Origin of the sequence: Rhizobium rhododendri, assembly GCF_007000325.2 — a bacterium.
GTDB lineage: Bacteria > Pseudomonadota > Alphaproteobacteria > Rhizobiales > Rhizobiaceae > Rhizobium > Rhizobium rhododendri.
Genome location: NZ_CP117267.1, coordinates 221,064 through 242,116, shown reverse-complemented (window position 1 = coordinate 242,116; position 21,053 = coordinate 221,064). Strand labels below are relative to the sequence as shown.

Genomic DNA, 21,053 nt, shown 5'->3' with positions numbered 1-21,053 from the left:
CCCCACTTACACTTTCTGCGACGTCAGGGAATCCTGATTGGTCACGGTCGTACCGGTATTGTCGTTTTCTGCCGACGGCGTTCCGAACGTCTTGCGCTCGAAGTCGTCGATCATGCTGAGTGCCTGCCGCTTGTCGTTGTCGCTCGTCTCGACGTGGTCGGCGCCGGTTCCCCGGGTCTTGGAAAGCTGCTCGTGGTACATCTTCGCTGCGATGCCGACGCCGCCATCCTTGGCCATGGTGTTACCGAGCTGTTCGGCCATCATGCCCTTCCACATTTCACCGGCAGTACCCTTGCCGTAGAGCGTGTCGCTGTTTGGCAGGATGTTCTTGACGAAATTCTGGAGGACCATGGCCTCGAACTTCTGATAGGCGGCAGGCACCTTGCCCGTCGTCGATCGTTCGTTGGCATTGGCGAGACCCGCCTGCGTGCCGGCCTTGTTCAGAACGTCGACCGTCGACGCAAAGCCGTTTCCGGCTTCTGCAAGGCTGGTGGCGGCAAAGGCTGCGCGGTTGGCCTGAAGCTTGGCCTGCGCTGCCTGCAGGTCTGTCGGGTCGGCTGCTCTTACAACATCCAGGACCAAATCACTGGGGGGCGAAATAGCCACGTCACGTTCCTTTCGTATGAACTCGTGACGACTATGGTTTTTGAACCTTGCTGGAGGCTGGTGCGACGGCGGCAAATCGCTGATCGATGATATCGTAGACCGCATTGTCGTCGGATTCGCGTAATTCTGCGGCGCGGGCATCCATCATATGCTCCTCGAGCCGGTCCGCCTTGGTCCGCTCCTTCAGCACATTCATCTCGATAAGCGCCTGCATACCCTCAAGCTGCTGGTCGCGCAGTGTCAGGCGACCCAACCGCCAGGCATATTGCTGGGCAAAGGCCATATGCACTACATCGATCGAGCCGATGGCATCCACCACCTGGTCGATGGAGTGCCCGACCTCGGCGCGCACGCGCATGGCCTCCGCCAGCTCCTGCTCGGCCATCTGCTCCAGATGGCGCTGAACGGCCACGAGACGCTTCAGTTTCTTGGATCGGCTCTGTTCCGCCATTTCGTGCCCTGCCCGCTAATGACCGTTGTAGACGCTGAGGAACGCATCGGAAAACTGGCTGATCATCGCCGCCAGACTGAGATAGAGCATGAAAAGTCCGCCCATCAGCAGATAGGGCGTAGAGATGAAGTAGACCGGGATCTGAGGTGCGAGCTTATTGATGAAGCCGATCGAAACCTGGAACATCAGGCCGTAGATCAGAAAAGGGCTGGCAAGCCGCAGCATGATGTAGGTGGTCGCCTGCAGGGTATCGGTAAAAGAGATCAGCGTCGCCTGCATCTCGATATGACCGCCGAAGGGGATCAGCGTGTAGGAATCGATAAGCGCGCGGAAAACGTAGTGGTGGAAATCCATGATGAAGAGGATCATCAGGCCGCAGAAGGTAATCACGCCGGAAATGGCGGTTTCGCTGCCGTCTTCCACCGGATCGGCACCGCCCGGAGACGTCAAACCGATCATCATGGCGATGATCGTCCCGGCGAACTGCAATCCCAGCGTATAGAGCCGGGCCATCATTCCATACATCACGCCGATCAGCGATTCGGTGGCGATCAGCATCACATATTGCGGCCCACCGAGTGAGGCCTTCGGATAGATAGTGTCCCACAGCACTGGCAGAACCGCCATCGACAGCGCCACCGCCAGCAGCACGCGAATCTGCTGCGGCACGCGGGCCGATGAGAACCCCGGGAGAACCATCACGCAGCCGCCGATGCGACAGAAGCACAAAAAGAGTGCGAGGACGGTCCCCTGAGGGTCTGTAATCATGAAATAGCGCCCAGAATCTTGATCTCGATTCCCTTGGCCAATTCCACATGCGACAGGACAGGCAGCGTCGCAAACAGGCGTTCGATGATCATGCGCACATAGGAGCGTGTTTCCGGCGACGTGACAAGTACGAAAGGCAAGCCCTTGTCCATGAATTCACGGATAACTCGCGTCGCCTGCTCGCTGAATTCCTCGAGATTGCGTGGATCGATGTCGAACTCGATGATTTCGCCCTTTGGATCGCGCTTCAATGCCTGGTGGAACACCAGATCCCATTTCGAGCCCAGCCGCAGGACGCGCAGCACACCATTGTCGGCAAGGTCGCCGCAGAGCTGCTGCGACATGCGGACCCGGACGTGCTCGACGATCTGCTCGGTCTTGCGCACATGCGGCGCCAGTTCGGCGACCGCTTCGAGAATGAGATGCAGGTTGCGGATGGACACGCGCTCGGCAAGCAGCAGCTTCAGCACGGCTTGCAGGCCCGAGTAGGACATGTGCGAGGAGCAGATCTCATCGGCGAGCTTCTTGTATTCCGGGTCGAGGCGATCGATCAGGATCTTGACGTCCTTGTAGGACAGCAGCGCCGGAAGGTTGTTCCGGATGACTTCGCTCATGTGGGTGAGCACCACCGAGACGTTGTCGATCGGCTGGAAGCCTTCGCGCTTGAGGTCTTCCGTGAAGGCTTCGAGGACCGAGACGGCCGGCATGCCGAAGGCTGGTTCGCGGATATCGTCGCCCGGAACGGTCGGCTTGCGGCCGGCGCCGGTGACCACCAGGACTTCGCCCACGCGCAGCAGGTTGGACGCGATGGTCGTGCCGTGGATTCGGATCTGGTAGGATTTGTCGGCAATGGAGATATCGTCGGTGACCTTGATCTCCGGAACCACGAAGCCGTATTGCGAGGCGAACTTCTTGCGCATCTTGCCGACGCGGAATGCCAGTTCCTGATGGGCGCCGAGCAGCCTTGTCGAGACGATCTTGCCGAGTGCCAGCTCGATCTCGGAGGTCTTGAGGACGTTCTTGACCGAATCCTTCTCGAGATCCTTGGACTGGCTGACCTTCTGTTCTTCGGCGTCGCGGCGGAGCTTGTTGAGAGCCTCTGCCTGGCGCGGGATGAACCAGGCGCCGGCGCCCATGATGCCGCCAAGTGTGATGAACGGAATGAACGGAAGTCCGGGCATGATAGCCAGCAGGCACATCATGCCGGCGGCAACGCCGAGCGCACGAGGATAGCCGCTCAGCTGGTTGACGACGGCCTGGTCGGTGGACCCTGACGTGCCGCCGCGCGAAACGAGCAGGCCGGCTGCAAGCGAGATGATCAGCGCCGGCATCTGCGCCACAAGGCCGTCACCGACCGAAAGCTTGACGAACACATCGGCCGCCTGGCCGATCGGCATGCCATGGCGGAAATAGCCGATGATGATGCCGCCGAAGATGTTGATCGAGGTGATGATCAGGCCGGCGACCGCATCGCCGCGCACGAACTTCGACGCACCGTCCATCGCGCCGAAGAAGGAACTCTCCTCTTCCAGCTCCTTGCGCCGGCGCTGTGCCTCTCGCTCGTCGATGAGGCCGGCCGAAAGGTCGGCGTCGATGGCCATCTGCTTGCCGGGAATGGCATCGAGGGTGAAGCGGGCGCCGACTTCAGCGATACGCGTTGCACCCTTGGTGATGACTATGAAGTTGATGGTGATGAGAATCAGGAAGACGATCAGTCCGATGACGAAGTCGCCGGACATGACGAGATTGGCGAAGCCTGCAATAACGCCGCCGGCCGCATAGTCGCCCTCGTAGCCATGGGCCAGGATCACGCGCGTCGTCGCGATATTCAGCGCCAGGCGGGTCATCGTGGCGATCAGAAGAATGGTCGGGAACGACGAGAATTCAAGCGGCTTCTGGATCCACAGCGCGACCATCAGGATGAGGACGGACAGCGCGATCGAGAAAGCCAGGCCCATGTCGATGAGGAACGGCGGGATCGGCAGGAACAGGATGCAGAGCATCGAGACGATGCCGACGGCAAATCCTACGTCGCGGAAACTCGGGGCGACTTTCGGCAGGGGCAGCGAAGGAGGTAACGCCATTCTTCAGGTCCGTCTCTTCATGAGAGGAGGCCGGCGGACGAACCGCTTGCCGTATTCTCCTGTCGAGTTACGGGATGAAGCTTGCGCGAGGATGGCTCACACGCCTGCAGCCCGATCTGGTCCGCTAGAAGCCAGACTGGATACGGGAAAAGACCAGATTAGTGAAAATGCCGATCTGCGAACCGACAAACGGCGCCGTGATGCCGATCGTCACGAAAACAGCGACAATCTTCGGCACGAACGTCAAGGTCGCTTCCTGAACCTGCGTCAGCGCTTGGACGAGCGCAATGACGATGCCGACGATCATCGCTGCGGCAACCGCCGGACCGGCCGATATCAGCACGGTCCAGATCGCCGCCTGAAAGATATCCAATGCATCGGCTTCGTTCATCTCGGCCAATTTCCTGTGTTCAAGGCACGCTCGCCAGCCGCGACCGCGCCAATATATTTTCGGTTTCAGTGGACCTCCACAGCAGGAGTGACTGAAGCCAGATCGAAAGCTCTATTTGGCTGTCGAAGCGGTGTCTGTCGTCGTGCTCGTGCCTGTCGGCTTCACCACTGTTCCGTCGGTGACACTGATTCCCGGCTGTATCAGGACCTTATCGCCGGCAGCGGTAATTGCAAGGATACCGTCCGAATAGACGCTGACTTCCTTGACGACGCCGGTTACCGTGGCATCGGCGCTGACGATCGTCTTGCCGACGTAGCTTGCCGCCTGGGACAGCATCTGGTTCGACAGGACAGTTTCCAGATGGGCGTTCGTCTTGATCTGCTGTTCCACCTGCGAGAAGCTGGCGAGCTGCGAGATCTGCGCGCTGGCGTCCATCGGTGACGTCGGATCCTGCGTCTTCATCTGGGCAATCAGCAGCTGAAGGAAGTCGTTGTAGTTCAGCGATGCGCTTGCCGCCGCAGTCGTCGCGTTGGTTGCTGCGGCGCTGCTTGTCCCCGTGGCGGTAGCAGTTGCCGTGGCCCCCGTCGCGGTAGCACCTGCGACGGTGCTGACTGGTGTTACCGCCATGGTGCGATTTCTCGGCGGATCTGCTCAATGGTGGCAGCCGGCATTTCCGGGCTGTTGAGGATGCTGTCTTCAACGACGTAGAGGCCGCGGATAGACTTCAGTGCATCGAATGCCTTGCCGGTCGCGACCAGCCCGTCGATGCGCTTCAGTTCGGCCAGGACTTCTTCATTCTTGAAGCAGCTGAGCAGCATGACGATCGACTTGCGGAACAGCACCGTCGACTGATCCTTGCCTTCCGGATTGATCAGGATCATCTGGGCGATGAAATAGAGCTGGCGCAATGGAGTCGTTGCGTCCTCGGGCTGGAGAACGTGGTTTTCCAGGAGGAATGTCACGTCGTTCAGGAATTCGAGAGCGACCTTGCGGTCGACGCGCAGCACGGCTCCGTTGATGAAGATCCGTTCGCCGGCTTTAAGCGATATGCGAAGTGTACTTTTCATTTAAGTCCATCCCTGATGATGGTTGTGACGTCGATGATACCCTGGTAGTTTGTCGACTTCCGTCGCCTGATCCTGTCGCATTCCTTCAAGATCCAGATGGCGATAGAGATAAGGTTCGCACGCAGGGTGACATCAAGCTGATTTTCGGGGTTCTTGAGATCCTCGATGAAGGCAACCCAGACACGTCTTGTGTAAAAAAGTGCCTCGATCGATTCTCGACCGTATTTTTCTTTTTGCATCGCAGCCGTCAGAAGAGCGACCGACCGATCAAGGACCTGGCGTTCCCGCTCCTTGGCGTCGGCCACTGCGTCCTGCATGATTTCTGCATATGAGAACTGATACATTCATGCATCCTTCCTGGTCATTACGCCCCTTTGATCATCAAAGGTAATTTACGAGACTCAACTGCTGAATTTTCGAGACTATGGTGTAGGCAGTCTGCAGCTGGGTTTCCAAACTGTTGACCTTGGTAGATGCCTCGTATGGATCGACGCCCTGGAGGTCGACGATCCGGTTGTTGATGATGTCCTTCTGGGCACTGATGGCGTCGTTCGCCTTGGTGACCCGGGACTGCGACAGGCCAAGCTGGCTGGCCTGCGCATTCATGCCGTCGATGCCCTGGCGGGCGAAGCTGATGGCGTTCGTCGTCACCGCGTTCAGCGCCGCCTTGCTGATATCGGTTCCCATCAGCGCCTTTGCGACCGTGGCCGACAGCGCCATGTAGCGCATGCCGGAAGCGTTGCTGTTCGTCGACGTCTCGATCACTTCGGAGTTGTTGATCCGGCTTGTCATGTTCTGGTCGGAAGCACTCGACCAGCTGCTCCAGTTCGGGGCCGGCGACGTGTCGTCCAGGAACATCGGCTGCACCTTGGTGCTGATGAAATCGTTCATCTGGTCGGCAGTCAGGTCGCTCTTGGCAGTCACCGGTGGCGACTGGGCCGCCATGTAGTCTGTGAGTGCCGACTGTATTGCTGCCGTTGCGGCCGTGGTCTGATCGGTGACGGGCTGGACGTCGGTATTGGTGCCCGCAAAGATGTACTGACCGTTCAGCTGCGTGTTTGCGTCGGCAACGAAGGAGGAGATCGTCGATGTTGCCGTGGTCTGGGACAGCGCGATGCTGCTTGCATCTTGATTGCCCTGCAAGGCTACCAGCTGATCCAGGAATGTCTGCGACTGGCTCGTCATATCCGCAAGCCCGCTTTGCGTCGCGGTCATGCGCGCCGCCGCCGTGGAATTGCTGGCCGTAAGCGAGTCGAGACGGGAAACGTCGCGCGTCATGTCGATGCTCTGCGAGATGTTGCCACCCAGCGATACGCCCATGTCGGCATAGACGCCAGTCGTTGCCTCCAGAGAGGCCTTGGTCATCTCGTTCTGCGACTGCTTGATCGTCAGCCGCATGGCGTTCTGAATGGCACTACTTGAGATGGCGGAGAGTTTCATGGCTTAACCCGTCAGTTCAGTTGAAGGAGGGCAGTGAGCATATCGTTGACCGCGCTCAGGATTTTTGTGCCGGCCTTGTAGGACTGCTCGATGTCCATCATCAAAGTGAGTTCTTCGTCGAGGTTGACCCCCGTTCCGTTCGAATAGGCTTCCGTCGAGCGAGACGAGGAAGCTGCCGTATTTTCAGCTGCGGTCGATGCGGCGCTGCGTTCGCTTTCCACCCAGCCGACTGAGTTCGATGCAAAATCCATGATGCTGGAATTGCTGTCGACGCCGGCGCTGGGATCGAAATCTATGGCTGTGCCCATTGCCGTGTCGTAAGCATCCAGCTGCGTTGAATAGCCTGCGTCGCCGGACGTATTGTTGACGTAGTCGGTACCGTTGATACCACCATCGCGCAGAAGGTTCGGGTTGCCGCCCGCCGAGGTAATGACCGCCGGATTGACGGTGATCGAGGCAGCCATGCCGTCGATAACGGTAGCCGATGTCGGCGTGTCGCCCGGATTGCCGCCGGAGTCCGTATAAGTGAACAGGCCCGGGAGCTTGGAACCATCCGTCGTGTTGGTCTCGGAGAACATCGTGACCAGGCCGCGGCCGATCTCGTCCAGTTGCTTCTGATAGGTCGGTGCCTCGACGTCGCGGATCTGAAGCAGAGCCTGCAGCGTACCCTTGGCCGTGGTGTTGGCGCCACTTCCCGGTGCGAGGGCAACGCCGTCGATATAGACGCTGTTGCTGGGGCTACCGGCCGAATAGCCATTGGTCGGGGTGAAGGTGACTGCCCGGGGAAGTGTTTCAAACAGGGTCGCGCCGTCAGACGTATACAGTGCCATGTCGCCGTTAGCGCGATTGACCGTCTTGACCCCTACGATGGAAGAGATCTGCTTGAGGATCGCATCGCGCTGATCGAGCGCGTTGTTGGCGTCTGCGCCCGAGCCCGTCGCCGTCTTGACGGCATCGTTGGCGGTCTGGAACTGGCCGAGCAGTGAGTTCAGCGTACCGACAGTGGTAGCGATTTCCTTGTCGGCATTGGTGCGGATGGTCTGCACCGATGCAGTAGACTGGTTCAGCGAATTTGCAACGTCCTGGGCCGCCGTCACAGCGGCCTGCGCTGTCGTGTTGCTGTTCGGGGCCGCAGCATAAGCCTGGAGAGCCTCTCGGAAATTGGCAAGGTAGGTTGACGGCGCTGTCTCGCTGTCGTTGCCGCCGATCGTCGACTGGATATCGCCGAGGCCGGTCAGAAGCCGCTGCTGGGCGGCATCTGCCGAGGTTGACGCCAGCAGCTGGCGCTGAAGCGAGGGTTCTGCCGAGCGGGCAATCTGTACCACCGTCGCACCGTCGGCGGAGATGGTAGTCATCGCCTGACGTCGGGTGTAATCCGCGTTGCTGGAGTTGGCGATGTTGTTCGACACGACGGCGCTTTGCTTGCCCGTGTTGTTGAAGATCGCCTGCGCGGTATTGAGTGCCTGGGTGAGTGTCATGCTCGGCAGTACCTTAATTTATTATCGGACGAGGTTCACAAGAACGTCCATCAGATCCGAACCGGTCTGAAACACCTTGGAATTCGCCGTATAGCTTTTCTGTGCCTGGATCATCGTCGTCAGTTCGCCGGCGAGATCGACGTTGGATTCTTCCAACGCCCCTGCCTGGATGTAGCCAAGACCGCTCGACTGCGGGAAACCGGTGACCGTCACGCCTGACTGTCCATTGGCGGAGTAAACGTTGCCGCTGAGAACCGTCAGATTGTCCGGGCTCGCCACATTCGCCAGCGGAATGCGATACAGTGGCTTGCTGGTGCCGTCTGCATATTGCGCCGTTACGGTGCCATCGGTGCCGACGGTGACCTTGTTGACTGCGCTCGGTGCCTGACCGTCTGCCTTGCCGGTCGCGCCGAAAGAGGCGGCGAGCTGCGAGAAGCCCGAGATGTCGACAGCGATGTCTTGTGTACCACTGACAGCATTGGGGTCGCTGATGGCAAGCGTACCACCACTGGTAATCTTGCCGCTGGAATCGAAGGCCAACGTCCCGGAGCCGACTGCTGCAGATGAATACGGAAAGGATGACGTGCCGCCGGTGGCGGCATCGGAGCCGCGATAGACCGAGACGTCCCAGGTATCAGCCGCCGTCTTCGTGTAGTAGAAGTCGTACTGCACCTTGTTGCCCTGGGTATCGTAGGCAATCAGCGAAGTCTTCTTGGTATCGGTTGTCACCGGAGCCGTGTTGCTTGCGGGCAAGTTACCGGTGGCGACTGCCGCTGTCGAATCGAGATTGCCGGAGAACGAAGCTGTGGTGGATGCGACAGCCGTCAGGCCCTGGGATTCCGTATTGATTGGCACGAGACCATCAAAGCCGTTGACGACCACCGACGGCGAACCGGAGCCGTAGGAATAACCCATAAGGCTGTAGCCCGCAGCATTGACCAGGTTGCCGTTTGCATCCGGCGAAAAGTCACCGGCGCGTGTCAGGTAAGGGGTTCCGGCCGCATCCTGGACGACGAAAAATCCTTCGCCCTGGATGGCCAAGTCCGTCGTGGACGAGGTGTAGGAGAGACCGCCCTGCTGTGAAATCGCATACTGTACCGAGGTGGCAACACCACCGGAACTGTAAGTGCCGGCCGTGGTCGGCAGGACGAGCGATGAAAAGCTTGTCGACGAGGACTTGTAGCCCGTCGTTGCCGAATTGGCGATGTTGTCGGAGACCGTGCTCAAGCGGTTTGCTTGGGCATTCATCCCCGAAACCGCCGTCTTCATGCTACCGAAAAGACTCATCTGAAATCCTCGTTTTCCCGTTATCGCAAGACTAATCAATGGGCCTTGCGTGAAGCTGTCTGGTGGGGAGAGGAAAAGCAGATCATCATGAGGCGGCTTTTCGGGTAGTTCAAAATCGACTGGAAATCATTCCCAGTCGAAGCCGCAGGCTTAGCTCCAGTCGATGCAGTAGCCAAGGAAACGCTTGGAATCGACCGGGTCGAAGCCGAGCTTCCTGCGCAGCTTCTTGCGCAGCTTGGAGATATGGCTTTCGACGACGTTCTCTTCGACTTCTTCGTCGAAGATGCCGTAGATCGCGTTGAAGATCTGGGTCTTGGTGACGCGACGTCCGCGGTTGGAAATCAGATATTCCAAGATGCGGCGCTCGCGGCGCGGCAGGGCGAAAACTTCGCCGTGCACTTCCGGATCGCGGCCATCGGAGAAAACCCGGATGGCACCGACGTCGGTGAAATTTGCAACGGCCTTCAGGCGACGGCGGATGGCCGCTGCCCGTGCCAGGATCTCGCGAGGGTGCACTGGCTTGCGGACGACATCGTCGACACCACAATCAAAAAGTGCAAGCGTCGCTTCAAGCGAGGGGTGATCGCTGACCGCGATGACCGGCGCAAGTGTCCGATCGCGGATCGCCCGGGGGAGCTGATGTACATGCTCGCCCTGGCCGATGAGGAAGGCCTCGACTGCCGCGATATCGCTATCTGCTGCCGTCTGGACCCACTCGCCGAACTCCTCGGGGTCGAACCCCGTTGAAGGAATTCCCTCTCGCCCAAAGAGAGATGTGTAGCCGTCTTTAACAAGTCCGCGTTCGTCAACCACTACGATCATTCGCCGCCTCCGAATCAGTTGTGGATGTTTCCAATGTCGCTATGGGTACGAATCGAGCGAATCGCGAACAACTGTGGGAAGTGAGTGGCGAGAGTTAATAATTGCTTAAGTTTGACGCCCCGATTTGAACCACATCTAGTGGGTGGCGCATCATTTTAACACAAGAAAGCGGTGGAAAAATTAATACATTTTGAAGACGGCTATTGCCATGCCTTTTTCGTTCACGTTCTCGCCATATTGAGAAGCGCTAAAATGTGGCATTAATACAACTTTATCGGGGGTCATTCCCGGCAAAATGTGGCTGCGTTAGGCGTCCATTTTCCGTAACCGGTGGCGACGAGATTGGCGATCACCCGACAGACGTAAACCTTCTGCGCCGGGTTGTTGTTCGGACCCGCATGATAGCGCGCCACCGCCATCGTCCAGGTCTCGTGCTTGTCGTGCAAAACGCTCAAAAACTTGGCCGCATATTCGACATTGCTGTGCGGATCGAACATCGCCTCGACCGACGCGAAGTTCTCGCCATGAAAGTATTGGTTGATCTGCATACAACCAATATCGATCAATTTGGCACCGCTCTGATGCGCTTGCGCGAAGAGCTGCAGTGCCGCATTTTCAGATGCCGGGAAAAATGGCTTGCCTTCGATATTCATGGCGAAGGGGTAGAGGGAGCCCTTGCGGCCCGTTTCGGTCAACCCGACCGAGTAGAGTATGCCTTCGGGAATTCCGTATTTCAGCGCCGCCGCCTGGATTTCCCGCTCGCACATTCCTTCCGTGGTGGAAGCGCTGGCGTCAGAGATAGACGCCCCCGGCACGAGCCCGCTGAGCACTGCCAGCAACGCTATCGTCCGTACCCACGTTGCCTGCGCGCGAGATACCATCTTGATCACCGGCCTGTCGTCCTGAATTCTGTCTGCGAGCCTGGCCATCGCTGCCCTGCCCCTGGCTTGTGCCGGGTTGTTGCTGCTGCTGGCCCTGGGGGCTCTGCTGGTTGTTGCTCGATGTGTCCGGCGCGGTGTAGGTCACGGTCATGCGATCGACGCTGTAGCCCTGCTGGCGCAGTGAATCGATCATCGCGCTCTGGTCGTTGCTGAGCTGCCTGTAGGCCTCGGCAGAATGGACCTTGAGATCGACGGAAAGCTGCTCGCCCGAAAGCCGCATGGTCGCGGTGACGATCCCGAGATTATCCGGATTCATCTGAATTTTCAGAGTGTTCATGACTTTGCTGGCACTGGTCGTCGCCGATGCTCCGGTCAGCGCCGCATTGGGCTGCATGGCCGCTGCCCAGTCCTTGTTGCCCGTCAGCGAATTGGCAACCAGTGCCGAATTCGAGCCATCGGCGAGGCCGACGAAACGTCGGGAGTCGAGGACCGTAACGGTGGCCCCGGTGTCGCCGCTTGCCGATTTGATGTCGAGCTGAGGCGTATCGTCGGCATTCCGGCTCGCAGAGAGATCCAGCGACTGTACCTTGCCACTCGCCCGGTCGACGTTAAACGTTACGGGGGCGTCACCGTCGGTAGATGTGCCGGCAACGGCATTGCCCTGGCCAGCGCTGCCCATTGACGGCGCCAGCATGGCCATGCCCACGGCAACGGCGTCGCCGCTGTCGTCCGCGGCGTCGGCCGGAAGCGCATTTGCAACAGAGGCCGCGCCGGGATCGATCTTGCCATTGCCGGTGTGGAGCTGCCCGGCTGCGGCAAGGACGCTGGCGGAGGTCTGCGCGGGGATGGCAGCGGCCGACAAACCGGCTCCGAGCAGCGACAGCACGTCGGTCACGGCACCGCTGGCGGCATTGGGGTCGGATGCATTGGCATCGGCGTCCTTGCTATCGTCGGCGGCAGCGCCGCTTTTGCTGCCCTTGACGCCGGGAAGATCGCCTTTGACGGGTGTGGCTGGCTCGCCTGTCGCCGCGCCGGCAACGACATCGGCCAGCTGCTGGGCGATATCGGCGGCTGGCAATTTCACCGCAGCACCATCATCTGCAGGGACGACAAGAGCGAGGGCAGCGGGCACGGCCACCGGGGCAGCGGGCAGCGAAACGAGGGGGGCGCCGGGCACGGGTGGCGCGACCGGAGGTACGGGAAGCAACGTGCCGTCGCCGACTGGCGCCGGGGTGGCCGACCCAGTGGCCGAGTTGCTGGCTTGAAGCAGGGTCTCGCCTGTTGCCTTGCCGGTATCGGGCTCAGAAGCGGTCGTGTCGACCGAATTTGTATCGGCAGTGCTGCGCTTAGACGCGGCATTCGCATCCGTGCTGTTTCCGGAGCTGCTGAGCGCATCCTGGAACCGCTGGGAATCGCTACCCGAGCCCTTGCTCCGGCTGCTGCTTTTTGAAAGAGAAACGACATCAGACCCGGCGGAAGCGCTGGTGATACCGATACCGGCCATGGTCAATTGCCTTCCTGCTTCAAAAGTCCGTCAAGCGCGTCGAGCTTCGATTGGCTTGATGTCACGAATGTGGTGAACGAAGAGTCGGCATCCTGCCCCCCTCCATCATGGGGTTGAGCCGCGCTTGCGGCGGCTCCTTGCCCGACAGCCGCCGCAGCGGGACTTTTCGTCCCTAGCGTCTCGACGCTTGCGGCTCCATCGTGTCGGGTCTCTCCGTTAGCAGGCTTAGTGCGTGAAGCTTGCGTCAGGCTTTGCGGCTCGGGAAGCCGCGTCACCGCGTCGGCGACCGTCTTCGCAGCGTCGCGCAGCGCCCGGTCCCTGGCGTTCAACTCGCCCTCTGGAATTTCGTTGATATCGTGGGCCGCGGCGTCAGCCTTGTCCGTCGAGACATTGGCGACGCCACCGTAGAAGTTGGCAAGCTGGTTGAACGAGTCGCCGCCATCGCTCGGAATAGCCGCCGCCTGGGCCGATGCCATCCGGGCTAGATCGTTCTTGCCGGCAATAGTCGCGCTCCTGGCGATACGAAGATAAACCTCACGCTTTCGCGCCCCGTCCATGAAGGAGAGGATATCGATTATGTCCTCCGGCTTAATCTCGGTGTTGTGATCGACCACGAGCTTTACGAAGAGATCGGCAAACTGGCTGGCATAGGGCGAATGCAGGAAGCGGCGGGCGTAGAGCTGCGAGTAGGTAAGGCTTTGCGGAACCATCTTTGCCTCGGTCGACAAAGCCATCGAGCGCCTGAGGGCCGCCTCTTCGACGATTGTCCCGGGGCTCGTCAGGCGCGCCCAGTCATAGAGCTTGAGAGCAGCCTTGGGGTCCTTGGCGCTCATGACATTGGCTGCGACCAGCGACAGGTAGGGACCGATCTTCTTGTCGCGATATTCCTTGGCCGTGTCGGCCAGCGTCTTGACGATGAGAAGGCCTTTGCCACTCAGGTATTTGCGCAGGACATCCGCGACGCGGTTGTCGAAATGACCGTCGACATCCCGTGCCATCAAAAATTCCAGAGTGTCCGGATTACCGCCGCTCATCGTATACACCAGCGCCGCATCGACATTGCGGACATCCTCGAAGACGGACCTGTCGGCAGATCGCAGGCGATCGTCGATGGTGGACAACATGAAGCGCTGCATCTCCTCGGCAGAGTGATCGCCGAGCACCACCGAATCCTGCACGAACTGCAGGGATCTCAGCATCTTGTGGGGCGCCAGATCCTTGTCGTCGGCATGCCCTACTCCCGGCAACAACGCGCCGAGAGCCAGGGTGAGCGTCAGCCCGTATCGATGCTTGCTGCGCGCCATGAACTATCCCTGGCTCCCCTGAACCAGGATCTCGATACGACGATTGGCGTTGTTGAACGGGTCCTCTGGCATCTTCAGGCGACGGTCTGCGAAGCCTGAGACCTGCGAAATGCGTTTCTCATCAAGGCCGCCGTGGACGAGCATGTAATAGGCGCTCTGGGCGCGGTCCAGCGACAGGCGCCAGTTGTCGCTCTCGCCAGCTTTGTACTGCCGGCCGTCGGTGTGTCCGCGCAGCACAATGGCGCCGGGGCGGTCAGCAAGGATCTTGCCGATCTTCGCCATTGCCAGAACCATCTCCTTGCGCGGCACGGCTGAGCCGATATTGAACATCGGATCGTTGCTCTGGTCCGAAATGGTCACCAGCAACCCACCCTCGGCCGGTGTGACGACCAGACCTTCGGCGAGTTTCCCGGCGACGCCACCGATCTCCTTCTGGATCGTCGCCTGCAGCGTCTTGGCATCCTGCGTCTCGGCGGCGGTCGATGCGGGCTTTGCCGCATCGGCAGCCTTTTCTGCAGCGGCCTCTGCAGCCTGCGCAGCATCGGCTGCTGCTTTCTCGGCAGCATCCATCGGCTTCTGCATACCCTCCGGCATCTTTTCGGGAATCGGCGGATTGGTGGGCGGCGGTTGCTGCGCCTGATCGCTGGCAGAGGCCTGCGTCTCGGGTATTTGCGGCTTGTCGGATACCGGACCGTTATCGGACGCGGTGGCCTTTGCCATGGCAACCACCTCGCCCTTTGGCTCGTCGTCCGTCTTGCTGGCTTCGCCGCCGTCCGGTTTGGAGCTAGGAGTAACCTTCACCTGCTTTGTCCAGAAATCGGGATCGAAGGGATCTCGGTAGGCCTTGCCGCCATCGGCGCCGGTTGCCGGACCGGAGGTGCTGGCACCGCCATCGCCCTTGGCGCTGACATTGGCCTGCTGACCCACCTCTTGGGCGATTTCCGACAGAACCGAATAGGGGTTCTCGAAGAAATCGGCTTCGGAATAATTGGTCTGGTCGCCAGCCGTCGACGTCTGGTCCTCGCCGGAAGCGGCCGAGGCGCCATTGGTCTGCTGGTCGGAGTTTTCCTTGGATTTTTCTTGCTTCTGCTCACCTTCCGCCGCGTCCACAGGCTTTTTAAGGCCTTTTTCGGTGGGCTTGGTATCGGCAAGCTTGATGGGATTGAAATAGGACGCAACGGACGCCTTGGTTTCCGCATTCGATGCATTGACCAGCCACATCACCAGGAAGAAGGCCATCAGAGCGGTCATGAAGTCGGCATAAGCGATCTTCCAGGCACCGCCGTGGCCACCCTCGTGGTCGCCGCCGCCGTGCCGCTTGATGATGATGATTTCATTCTTGCCGTTGTGGTGATTTTCAGCGTCGCTCATGAAAGGACGTTCCTCAGGCTATCGGCCCAGGCCGACATGCGGGTCACGAGCACGGCGTCGCCAATGGTAACGCAGAGGTCGACGTCCTGCGCCTCGACGAAGGTCAGAAGCACGCCGTCCGGATCGATCTTGGCGGCAAGGCTGTCGAACATGACGCGCCGTCCACTAACGGCAATCGGGCCCACAGCGCCGTCGAGAACCGCCGCCGTGACGCGGCTTGCGAGTTCGTCGATTGCCTTCTGCGTGAGCGTTTCGGTGAGGATCGGCGATAGCGCGCGAGCAACCTCGGCACTGACGGCGAGACCGATTGCAGTCGCCATCTGCTTGAAATTCTCGGCGATGCGCTCCACCGCTTCGGTTTCAAATTTCTGTTTCAATTCTTCCAGCGCCGCTTCATGGGCGAGCATGATCGCGTCCAGTTCCTCCTGGTGCGCCTCGGACAACGAAAGCGTGGCAGCCTCGTGGCCTTCGGCATAGGCTTCGCGACGCTCGGCCGCGAGATCGACCACCGGTAGTTCTTCCGGTTCCGGAAAGATCATGGTGTCTTCGAAAGGCATGCTTCTGAGCACCGGCGCCGGGGCGGCTGCCGGGGCCGGCTGCTCCGCACCGAAGTCCTTCAGGTAACGCGATAGCATCCGGGTCATGATGCTACCCCGAATGCCTGCCGGAAAACCGTCTTCAGACGTGCGGCGGCTGGCGCCGTCGGTGGGACTTTGGTGTTCAACACGTTGATCATTCCGCTTCCGGTTCCGTCAAGCGACTGCAAATTCCGTCCGGCACGCCCAGTCGTTCGATCGACAGGTTCGTACCCGATGACGGGAAAGTAGGAGTTCAAACTTGTGCGAAGGTGAATGATGCCACCCGGCCCGTTCGATCGACCCTCAGCCGTTCTGCAGCAAGACCAGGATCTTGCTGGCCATCGTGTTTGCAATGGAAAGCGACTGGACGCCCAGTTGCTGGGCTGTCGTCAGAGACGTGACGCGCGCCGAGGCCTCTTCCATGTTGGTATCCACGAGGTCGCCGACACTGGTGTCGATGGCGTCCTGAAGACCCGCAACGAAGGTCGTCTGGCTGTCGATGCGCGCCTTGGTGACGCCCATGTTCGATGCCGCAGACGTTGCTGCCGTCAGCAGCGAATGCGTGACATTTAGCATGTCGGTCACCTGGCCGGACGTCGTGGCGGCGCTCAGCGAGATTTCCGTGCCTCCAGACGTCCCTGTCGAGCCTGCCGGCGCCAGAAGATAGTAATTGCGGGCCGTGCCTGTGCCGTCGGAAGCGATGCTGTTGGCATCGACGGTCTTGGTGAGCAAGCCGCGGCTGGGATCGGCCGTATCGATCATCAGGGACTGCGAGGAATCGTAGTCGATCGTGTTGAGCGTGACCTGGCCTGAGGTACCGCGAACGAAATTGCTGATGACCGACTGGCTCGTGTCGGCGACCCCTTGCGAATTGTACAGCCAGTTCGAACCGGCAAAGGACGCGGATTCGACGGTGGATTGCAACTGCGCCTTGAGTGCCTGGATATCCGTATTGAGCTTGTCCTTGTCGACACCCGTCTCGCTCGCGCTGACGAGCTTTGCCTGGATCTCCGTGAGCACGTCGATCACCGAGGTCATCGCGGTGTAGGCGGTGTCGACCTTGCTGGCGCCAAGCGACATCGCGTCGCCGATGGTCTTCAGGCTCGAGCTGTCCGACTTCATCGTCATGGACATCGACCAGTAGGACGGATCGTCAGCGGCAGAGCCGATACGGTAGCCGGACGACACCTGCTGCTGGGCCGTGCTCAGGTCCTTGTTGACACCGCGCAAGACAGTGAGTGCGCCAAGCGCAAAAGCGTTCGTGGTCAAGCTGCTCATGGAATGATGCCCGCGATGTGTGTGAAGGTGCCAGGCCGGGCTGACCGGCGGCGACTTTTCGGCTTCATGCCAGCCTGCGCGGATGTTCTCCGGCTCGGCCTGTCGCTTGCAACAAACTGCTGCGTATTATCATTAACAAGCGATGAAGCCACGCGGCAAGCGCTAAATCGACCTTAGCAATTGCCGCGCAAGCTACACTCAAGGCTTGGCCTCTGAGACCGCCGGATGGCGGGCCGTTATTTGAACAGCGACAGGACGTTCTGGGCGCTGCTGTTGGCGATGGACAGGGACTGGATGGCGAGCTGCTGCTGGGTTTGCAGGGCAGTCAGCTTGCTCGATTCCTCTTCCATATTGGCATCGACGAGCTTGCCGACGCCGGCATCGATCGTGTCGCCCAGCGCCGAGACAAAGTTCGTCTGCAGATCAATGCGATTGGCAAGCGAGCCCAGTTGCGATGCCGCTGTGGTCATCGCCTGCAGCGCTGATTCGACCATGGTCAGGGCCTTGTCGACCTGTCCGGAGGTCATGCCCTTGATATCGAGGCTGTAGACAGAAAATGTCGTCGCGCCAAAAAGGGAGCCGCTGCCGATGATGCCGCTGGAGGTGTTGACCTCTCCGTAGGCGTTGGAGCCGAACAGGACATTGCCCTGCGAGCTGGCATTGAAGCGATAGCTGGTGCTGTTGACCGCGACACCGCCGGTGCTGGTGCGCACGAACGACGATACGACCGAGGCTGAGGCACCGTCTGAAGCGATCATCCAGTTCTGGCCGGAGAAGGACGCGGACTCGGCAACGCTTTCCAATTGCTGCTGGAGCTGGGAGATTTCTTCCTGGACATCCTTCTTGTCGACGCTGCCTTCCTTGGCGGTGACGAGCTTGTTCTTGATGTTCTGGACCACCTCGATGGCGCTATCCATAGCCGTGTAGGCTGTATCGACTTTCGCGGCGCCAAGGCCAAGGGCGTCGGAGACAGCTGAAAGGGCGCTGTTGTCGGAGCGCATCGTGGTCGCAATCGACCAGTAGGCCGCATTGTCCGAAGCCTTACCGACGCGATATCCGGAAGATACCCGGCTCTGCGTGTCCTGCAGGTTGGTATTGATGCTGCGCAGTGTCTGCAATGCAGACATGGCTGGAACGTTGGTAAGAATGCTGGTCATGTCGAGGTGCCCCTTGATCGGCGTGAATTAGAAGGGACATTCCGGAAGGGCCGGGAACGGAGACCGGCGTCATGCCTGTTAACAGACCATTAGGACAGGTTAACCAACCGTTGCGTTAGCTCGAGATGACACAAATTTGGTTAACAGATCGTTAACTCTGGCCTTTTTTATGTATCGTAAAAATAAAACCGCGCCCCTTGGGGCGCGGCTCAGTGATCGGCTTATGTAGTAAGGCGTACGCTTACTTGAACAGCGACAGGATGTTCTGCGAAGAGGAGTTGGCAATCGACAGCGACTGGACCGCCAGCTGCTGCTGCGTCTGCAGCGCCGAGAGCTTGCTCGATTCCTGTTCCATGTTGGCATCGACGAGCTTGCCGACACCCGAGGTGATGGCATCGCTCAGCGACGAGGCGAACGTCGTCTGGAGGTCGATACGGCTGGACAGCGAACCGAGCTGGGCAGCAGCAGTGGTCATGGCCTGCAGGGCAGATTCCACCATGTTCATCGAGCTGTCGATGCCGGAACCCGTCATGCCGCGGATATCGAGGCTGTAAACGGAGAAGTCCGAGGAGCCGATGTGTTCGGTCGTGCCCAGAATGCCGGAGCTGGTTTCGGCTTCGCCGCTACTGTTGACGCCGAACAACACGTTGCCCTGCGACCCTGTGTTGAACGAGTAGGAGGACTCTGTGACAGCGACGCCGCCCGAACCGTTGCGCACGAAGGAGGAGACGACCGAAGCAGAACCGCCGGAGGCGGCAACAACCCAGTTTGCACCGTTGAAGGAGGCCGATTCGGCGACGCTCTTCAATTGCGCCTGAAGCTGGCCGAGTTCTTCCTGGACCTTTGCCTTGTCGACACTGCCTTCCTTGGCTGTGACGAGCTTGTTCTTGATCTGGCCGACGATGTCGATGGCGCTATCCATCGCCGTGTAGGCCGTGTCGACCTTGGCAGCACCCAGACCGAGGGCGTCCGATACTGCGCCGATCGCGCCGATATCCGACTTCATTGTGGTTGCAATCGACCAATAGGCTGCGTTCTGGGAAGCGTTGGAAATACGCAGGCCCGAAGAGACAGCGCTCTGGGTCGACTGGAGACTGCTGTTGATTCCACGCAATGTGGAAAGGGCTGCCATCGCAGCATTATTGGTGTTGATGCTCGTCATAAGATTTTTGCCCCTTGGCGGCGTGATTAAAAGGGACATTCCGGGTCTGTGCCGGAAACAGCTTTCAGCATCATGCCTAGCAACCCAAATCGCAGAGGTTAACTTGCCGTTTCAATGACCCTAGATGACACCATCATGGTTAATGAAAACTGAACACCTGATGAAAATTTAGATAAAAAAAACCGCGCCTTAGAGGGGCGCGGTTAACCTATTTTTAAGAGTTCGATCAGCGGCCGAAGCTTTTACCCTGCGGTTCTTAACGGAAGAGCGACAGGATGCTCTGCGACGAGGAGTTGGCGATCGACAGCGACTGGACGGCCAGCTGCTGCTGCGTCTGCAGGGCAGACAACTTGCTCGATTCCTGCTCCATGTTGGCATCGACCAGCTTGCCAACACCCGAGGTGATGGAGTCGCTGAGCGAAGAGGCAAACGATGTCTGCAGATCGATGCGGCTCGACAGCGAACCCAGCTGTGCAGCAGCACTCGTCATGGCAGACAGAGCAGCTTCAACCATGTTCATGGCGCTATCGATGCCGGCGCCGGTCATGCCCTTGATGTCAAGGCTGTAGACCGAGAAGCTCGACGAGCCGATTGTCTCGGCGGAGCCGAGGATACCGGTGGTCAGGTTGGCACCGCCGGAGCCGTCGGAGCCGAACAGGACGTTGCCCTGCGAGCTGGCGTCGAAGGCAAAGGCCGACGTGGTGACGGAAACGCCGCCGGAAGCATTACGAACGAAGGAAGACACGACCGAAGCGGAACCGCCGGAAGCTGCAACGACCCAGTTTTCGCCGTTGAACGAAGCCGACGTGGCAACGCTCTTCAGCTGCGCCTGCAGCTGGGTGAGTTCGCCCTGGACCTTGGACTTGTCGACGCTGCCTTCCTTGGCAGTGACGAGCTTGTCCTTGATCTGGCTGACGATGGAGATCGAGCTGTCCATGGCAGTGTAGGCTGTGTCGACCTTGGCAGCACCGAGGCCGAGGGCGTCGGATACGGCACCGAGGGCGCCGACGTCGGACTTCATCGTGGTAGCGACCGACCAATAGGTAGCGTTGTCGGCAGCCTTGGAAATGCGCAGGCCTGTCGAAACGGCGGTCTGCGTGTTCGTCAAATTGGCATTGACATTGCGCAGTGTCTGCAGAGCGGACATTGCTGCATTGTTGGTGTTGATGCTCGTCATAGGATTCATTGCCCCTTTGGCACTGGTTAATAGAAGGGACATTCCGGGTCAGGGCCGGAAACGGCATCCAGCATCATGCCTGTTAACCTTTAATGTTAGGGTTAACTCACCGTTTCATAGGCCTAGATGACACCAATACAGTTAAGGAAAGAAGAACGTCAAAGAAGAAATAGATTAAAAAAAACCGCGCCTTAGAGAGGCGCGGTTAATTCTTTGTTTAGGAAGGTTTACCGATCGCGAACGATCG

At 59.4% G+C, this 21,053-nt stretch carries 21 protein-coding genes; all 21 read right to left on the bottom strand.

Translation table 11 applies throughout. From position 1 onward, the window contains the following. Nucleotides 1–6: 6 nt before the first annotated feature. A complete protein-coding gene (locus PR018_RS01210) occupies nucleotides 7–606 on the bottom strand; it encodes a rod-binding protein (protein WP_111217405.1) in 600 nt (199 codons plus the stop codon). A gap of 31 nt (nucleotides 607–637) precedes the next feature. Continuing rightward, nucleotides 638–1,057 (bottom strand): hypothetical protein, encoded by a 420-nt coding sequence (locus PR018_RS01205; protein WP_142824029.1) that lies wholly within the window; start codon nucleotides 1,055–1,057, stop codon nucleotides 638–640. A gap of 15 nt (nucleotides 1,058–1,072) precedes the next feature. After that, on the bottom strand, nucleotides 1,073–1,825 hold the full coding sequence (gene fliR / locus PR018_RS01200; RefSeq protein ID WP_142824028.1) for a flagellar biosynthetic protein FliR: 753 nt from the start codon (nucleotides 1,823–1,825) through the stop codon (nucleotides 1,073–1,075). Further along, nucleotides 1,822–3,909: a flagellar biosynthesis protein FlhA gene (gene flhA, locus PR018_RS01195; protein WP_142824027.1), complete on the bottom strand. Its 2,088-nt coding sequence runs from the start codon at nucleotides 3,907–3,909 to the stop codon at nucleotides 1,822–1,824. The genes fliR and flhA overlap by 4 nt, the downstream gene beginning before the upstream one ends. 124 nt (nucleotides 3,910–4,033) lie before the next feature. Then, nucleotides 4,034–4,300: a flagellar biosynthesis protein FliQ gene (fliQ, locus tag PR018_RS01190; RefSeq protein WP_111216865.1), complete on the bottom strand. Its 267-nt coding sequence runs from the start codon at nucleotides 4,298–4,300 to the stop codon at nucleotides 4,034–4,036. Nucleotides 4,301–4,411: 111 nt separating this feature from the next. Continuing rightward, nucleotides 4,412–4,927, bottom strand: coding sequence for a flagellar hook assembly protein FlgD (gene flgD / locus PR018_RS01185; protein ID WP_142824026.1), 516 nt, complete (start codon nucleotides 4,925–4,927; stop codon nucleotides 4,412–4,414). Further along, nucleotides 4,918–5,367, bottom strand: coding sequence for a flagellar biosynthesis repressor FlbT (flbT, locus tag PR018_RS01180; RefSeq protein WP_111216862.1), 450 nt, complete (start codon nucleotides 5,365–5,367; stop codon nucleotides 4,918–4,920). The genes flgD and flbT overlap by 10 nt, the downstream gene beginning before the upstream one ends. Further along, nucleotides 5,364–5,711 (bottom strand): flagellar biosynthesis regulator FlaF, encoded by a 348-nt coding sequence (gene flaF, locus PR018_RS01175; protein ID WP_111216860.1) that lies wholly within the window; start codon nucleotides 5,709–5,711, stop codon nucleotides 5,364–5,366. The genes flbT and flaF overlap by 4 nt, the downstream gene beginning before the upstream one ends. A gap of 37 nt (nucleotides 5,712–5,748) precedes the next feature. Beyond that, nucleotides 5,749–6,807, bottom strand: coding sequence for a flagellar hook-associated family protein (locus PR018_RS01170; protein WP_142824025.1), 1,059 nt, complete (start codon nucleotides 6,805–6,807; stop codon nucleotides 5,749–5,751). Between the two features lie 11 nt (nucleotides 6,808–6,818). Next, the gene (flgK, locus tag PR018_RS01165; RefSeq protein WP_142824024.1) at nucleotides 6,819–8,285 is read right to left on the bottom strand and encodes a flagellar hook-associated protein FlgK; all 1,467 of its coding nucleotides are present in this window, start codon (nucleotides 8,283–8,285) and stop codon (nucleotides 6,819–6,821) included. A gap of 21 nt (nucleotides 8,286–8,306) precedes the next feature. Continuing rightward, entirely contained in the window at nucleotides 8,307–9,572 is a 1,266-nt protein-coding gene (locus PR018_RS01160; protein WP_142824023.1) for a flagellar hook protein FlgE, read from the bottom strand. A gap of 150 nt (nucleotides 9,573–9,722) precedes the next feature. Continuing rightward, on the bottom strand, nucleotides 9,723–10,394 hold the full coding sequence (gene rem, locus PR018_RS01155) for a transcriptional activator Rem (RefSeq protein WP_142824022.1): 672 nt from the start codon (nucleotides 10,392–10,394) through the stop codon (nucleotides 9,723–9,725). A gap of 281 nt (nucleotides 10,395–10,675) precedes the next feature. Next, nucleotides 10,676–11,275 (bottom strand): transglycosylase SLT domain-containing protein, encoded by a 600-nt coding sequence (locus PR018_RS01150; RefSeq protein WP_142824451.1) that lies wholly within the window; start codon nucleotides 11,273–11,275, stop codon nucleotides 10,676–10,678. Beyond that, nucleotides 11,187–12,779, bottom strand: a complete 1,593-nt coding sequence (fliK, locus tag PR018_RS01145; RefSeq protein WP_279621401.1) for a flagellar hook-length control protein FliK — start codon at nucleotides 12,777–12,779, stop codon at nucleotides 11,187–11,189. Before fliK ends, PR018_RS01150 begins: the two co-directional genes overlap by 89 nt. A 2-nt stretch (nucleotides 12,780–12,781) precedes the next feature. Next, complete coding sequence (gene motC, locus PR018_RS01140) at nucleotides 12,782–14,083, bottom strand: chemotaxis protein MotC (RefSeq protein ID WP_142824020.1); 1,302 nt, start codon at nucleotides 14,081–14,083, stop codon at nucleotides 12,782–12,784. A 3-nt stretch (nucleotides 14,084–14,086) separates the two neighbouring features. Further along, nucleotides 14,087–15,454 carry a MotB family protein gene (locus PR018_RS01135; protein ID WP_142824019.1) on the bottom strand — a complete coding sequence of 456 codons (1,368 nt, stop codon included), beginning with the start codon at nucleotides 15,452–15,454 and terminating at the stop codon, nucleotides 14,087–14,089. Next, complete coding sequence (locus PR018_RS01130) at nucleotides 15,451–16,098, bottom strand: hypothetical protein (protein ID WP_142824018.1); 648 nt, start codon at nucleotides 16,096–16,098, stop codon at nucleotides 15,451–15,453. Before PR018_RS01130 ends, PR018_RS01135 begins: the two co-directional genes overlap by 4 nt. Before the next feature lie 237 nt (nucleotides 16,099–16,335). Beyond that, entirely contained in the window at nucleotides 16,336–17,310 is a 975-nt protein-coding gene (locus tag PR018_RS01125; RefSeq protein WP_142824017.1) for a flagellin N-terminal helical domain-containing protein, read from the bottom strand. 236 nt (nucleotides 17,311–17,546) lie between these two features. Beyond that, nucleotides 17,547–18,467 carry a flagellin N-terminal helical domain-containing protein gene (locus PR018_RS01120; protein ID WP_142824016.1) on the bottom strand — a complete coding sequence of 307 codons (921 nt, stop codon included), beginning with the start codon at nucleotides 18,465–18,467 and terminating at the stop codon, nucleotides 17,547–17,549. 241 nt (nucleotides 18,468–18,708) lie between these two features. Then, on the bottom strand, nucleotides 18,709–19,629 hold the full coding sequence (locus tag PR018_RS01115) for a flagellin N-terminal helical domain-containing protein (protein ID WP_142824015.1): 921 nt from the start codon (nucleotides 19,627–19,629) through the stop codon (nucleotides 18,709–18,711). A 256-nt stretch (nucleotides 19,630–19,885) separates the two neighbouring features. After that, nucleotides 19,886–20,806, bottom strand: a complete 921-nt coding sequence (locus PR018_RS01110; protein ID WP_142824014.1) for a flagellin N-terminal helical domain-containing protein — start codon at nucleotides 20,804–20,806, stop codon at nucleotides 19,886–19,888. Nucleotides 20,807–21,053: the final 247 nt, after the last annotated feature.

What these genes read in the sequence shown, in the direction of transcription:
- PR018_RS01125 (WP_142824017.1), bottom strand. Translation starts at nt 17,310, where the DNA reads ATGAGCAGCTTGACCACGAACGCTTTTGCGCTTGGCGCACTCACTGTC.
- rem (WP_142824022.1), bottom strand. Translation starts at nt 10,394, where the DNA reads ATGATCGTAGTGGTTGACGAACGCGGACTTGTTAAAGACGGCTACACA.
- PR018_RS01110 (WP_142824014.1), bottom strand. Translation starts at nt 20,806, where the DNA reads ATGACGAGCATCAACACCAACAATGCAGCAATGTCCGCTCTGCAGACA.
- PR018_RS01135 (WP_142824019.1), bottom strand. Translation starts at nt 15,454, where the DNA reads ATGAGCGACGCTGAAAATCACCACAACGGCAAGAATGAAATCATCATC.
- PR018_RS01150 (WP_142824451.1), bottom strand. Translation starts at nt 11,275, where the DNA reads ATGGTATCTCGCGCGCAGGCAACGTGGGTACGGACGATAGCGTTGCTG.
- PR018_RS01205 (WP_142824029.1), bottom strand. Translation starts at nt 1,057, where the DNA reads ATGGCGGAACAGAGCCGATCCAAGAAACTGAAGCGTCTCGTGGCCGTT.
- flaF (WP_111216860.1), bottom strand. Translation starts at nt 5,711, where the DNA reads ATGTATCAGTTCTCATATGCAGAAATCATGCAGGACGCAGTGGCCGAC.
- PR018_RS01120 (WP_142824016.1), bottom strand. Translation starts at nt 18,467, where the DNA reads ATGACCAGCATTCTTACCAACGTTCCAGCCATGTCTGCATTGCAGACA.
- flhA (WP_142824027.1), bottom strand. Translation starts at nt 3,909, where the DNA reads ATGGCGTTACCTCCTTCGCTGCCCCTGCCGAAAGTCGCCCCGAGTTTC.
- flgD (WP_142824026.1), bottom strand. Translation starts at nt 4,927, where the DNA reads ATGGCGGTAACACCAGTCAGCACCGTCGCAGGTGCTACCGCGACGGGG.
- PR018_RS01115 (WP_142824015.1), bottom strand. Translation starts at nt 19,629, where the DNA reads ATGACGAGCATCAACACCAATAATGCTGCGATGGCAGCCCTTTCCACA.
- motC (WP_142824020.1), bottom strand. Translation starts at nt 14,083, where the DNA reads ATGGCGCGCAGCAAGCATCGATACGGGCTGACGCTCACCCTGGCTCTC.
- fliQ (WP_111216865.1), bottom strand. Translation starts at nt 4,300, where the DNA reads ATGAACGAAGCCGATGCATTGGATATCTTTCAGGCGGCGATCTGGACC.
- PR018_RS01130 (WP_142824018.1), bottom strand. Translation starts at nt 16,098, where the DNA reads ATGACCCGGATGCTATCGCGTTACCTGAAGGACTTCGGTGCGGAGCAG.
- fliR (WP_142824028.1), bottom strand. Translation starts at nt 1,825, where the DNA reads ATGATTACAGACCCTCAGGGGACCGTCCTCGCACTCTTTTTGTGCTTC.
- flgK (WP_142824024.1), bottom strand. Translation starts at nt 8,285, where the DNA reads ATGACACTCACCCAGGCACTCAATACCGCGCAGGCGATCTTCAACAAC.
- PR018_RS01160 (WP_142824023.1), bottom strand. Translation starts at nt 9,572, where the DNA reads ATGAGTCTTTTCGGTAGCATGAAGACGGCGGTTTCGGGGATGAATGCC.
- flbT (WP_111216862.1), bottom strand. Translation starts at nt 5,367, where the DNA reads ATGAAAAGTACACTTCGCATATCGCTTAAAGCCGGCGAACGGATCTTC.
- fliK (WP_279621401.1), bottom strand. Translation starts at nt 12,779, where the DNA reads ATGGCCGGTATCGGTATCACCAGCGCTTCCGCCGGGTCTGATGTCGTT.
- PR018_RS01170 (WP_142824025.1), bottom strand. Translation starts at nt 6,807, where the DNA reads ATGAAACTCTCCGCCATCTCAAGTAGTGCCATTCAGAACGCCATGCGG.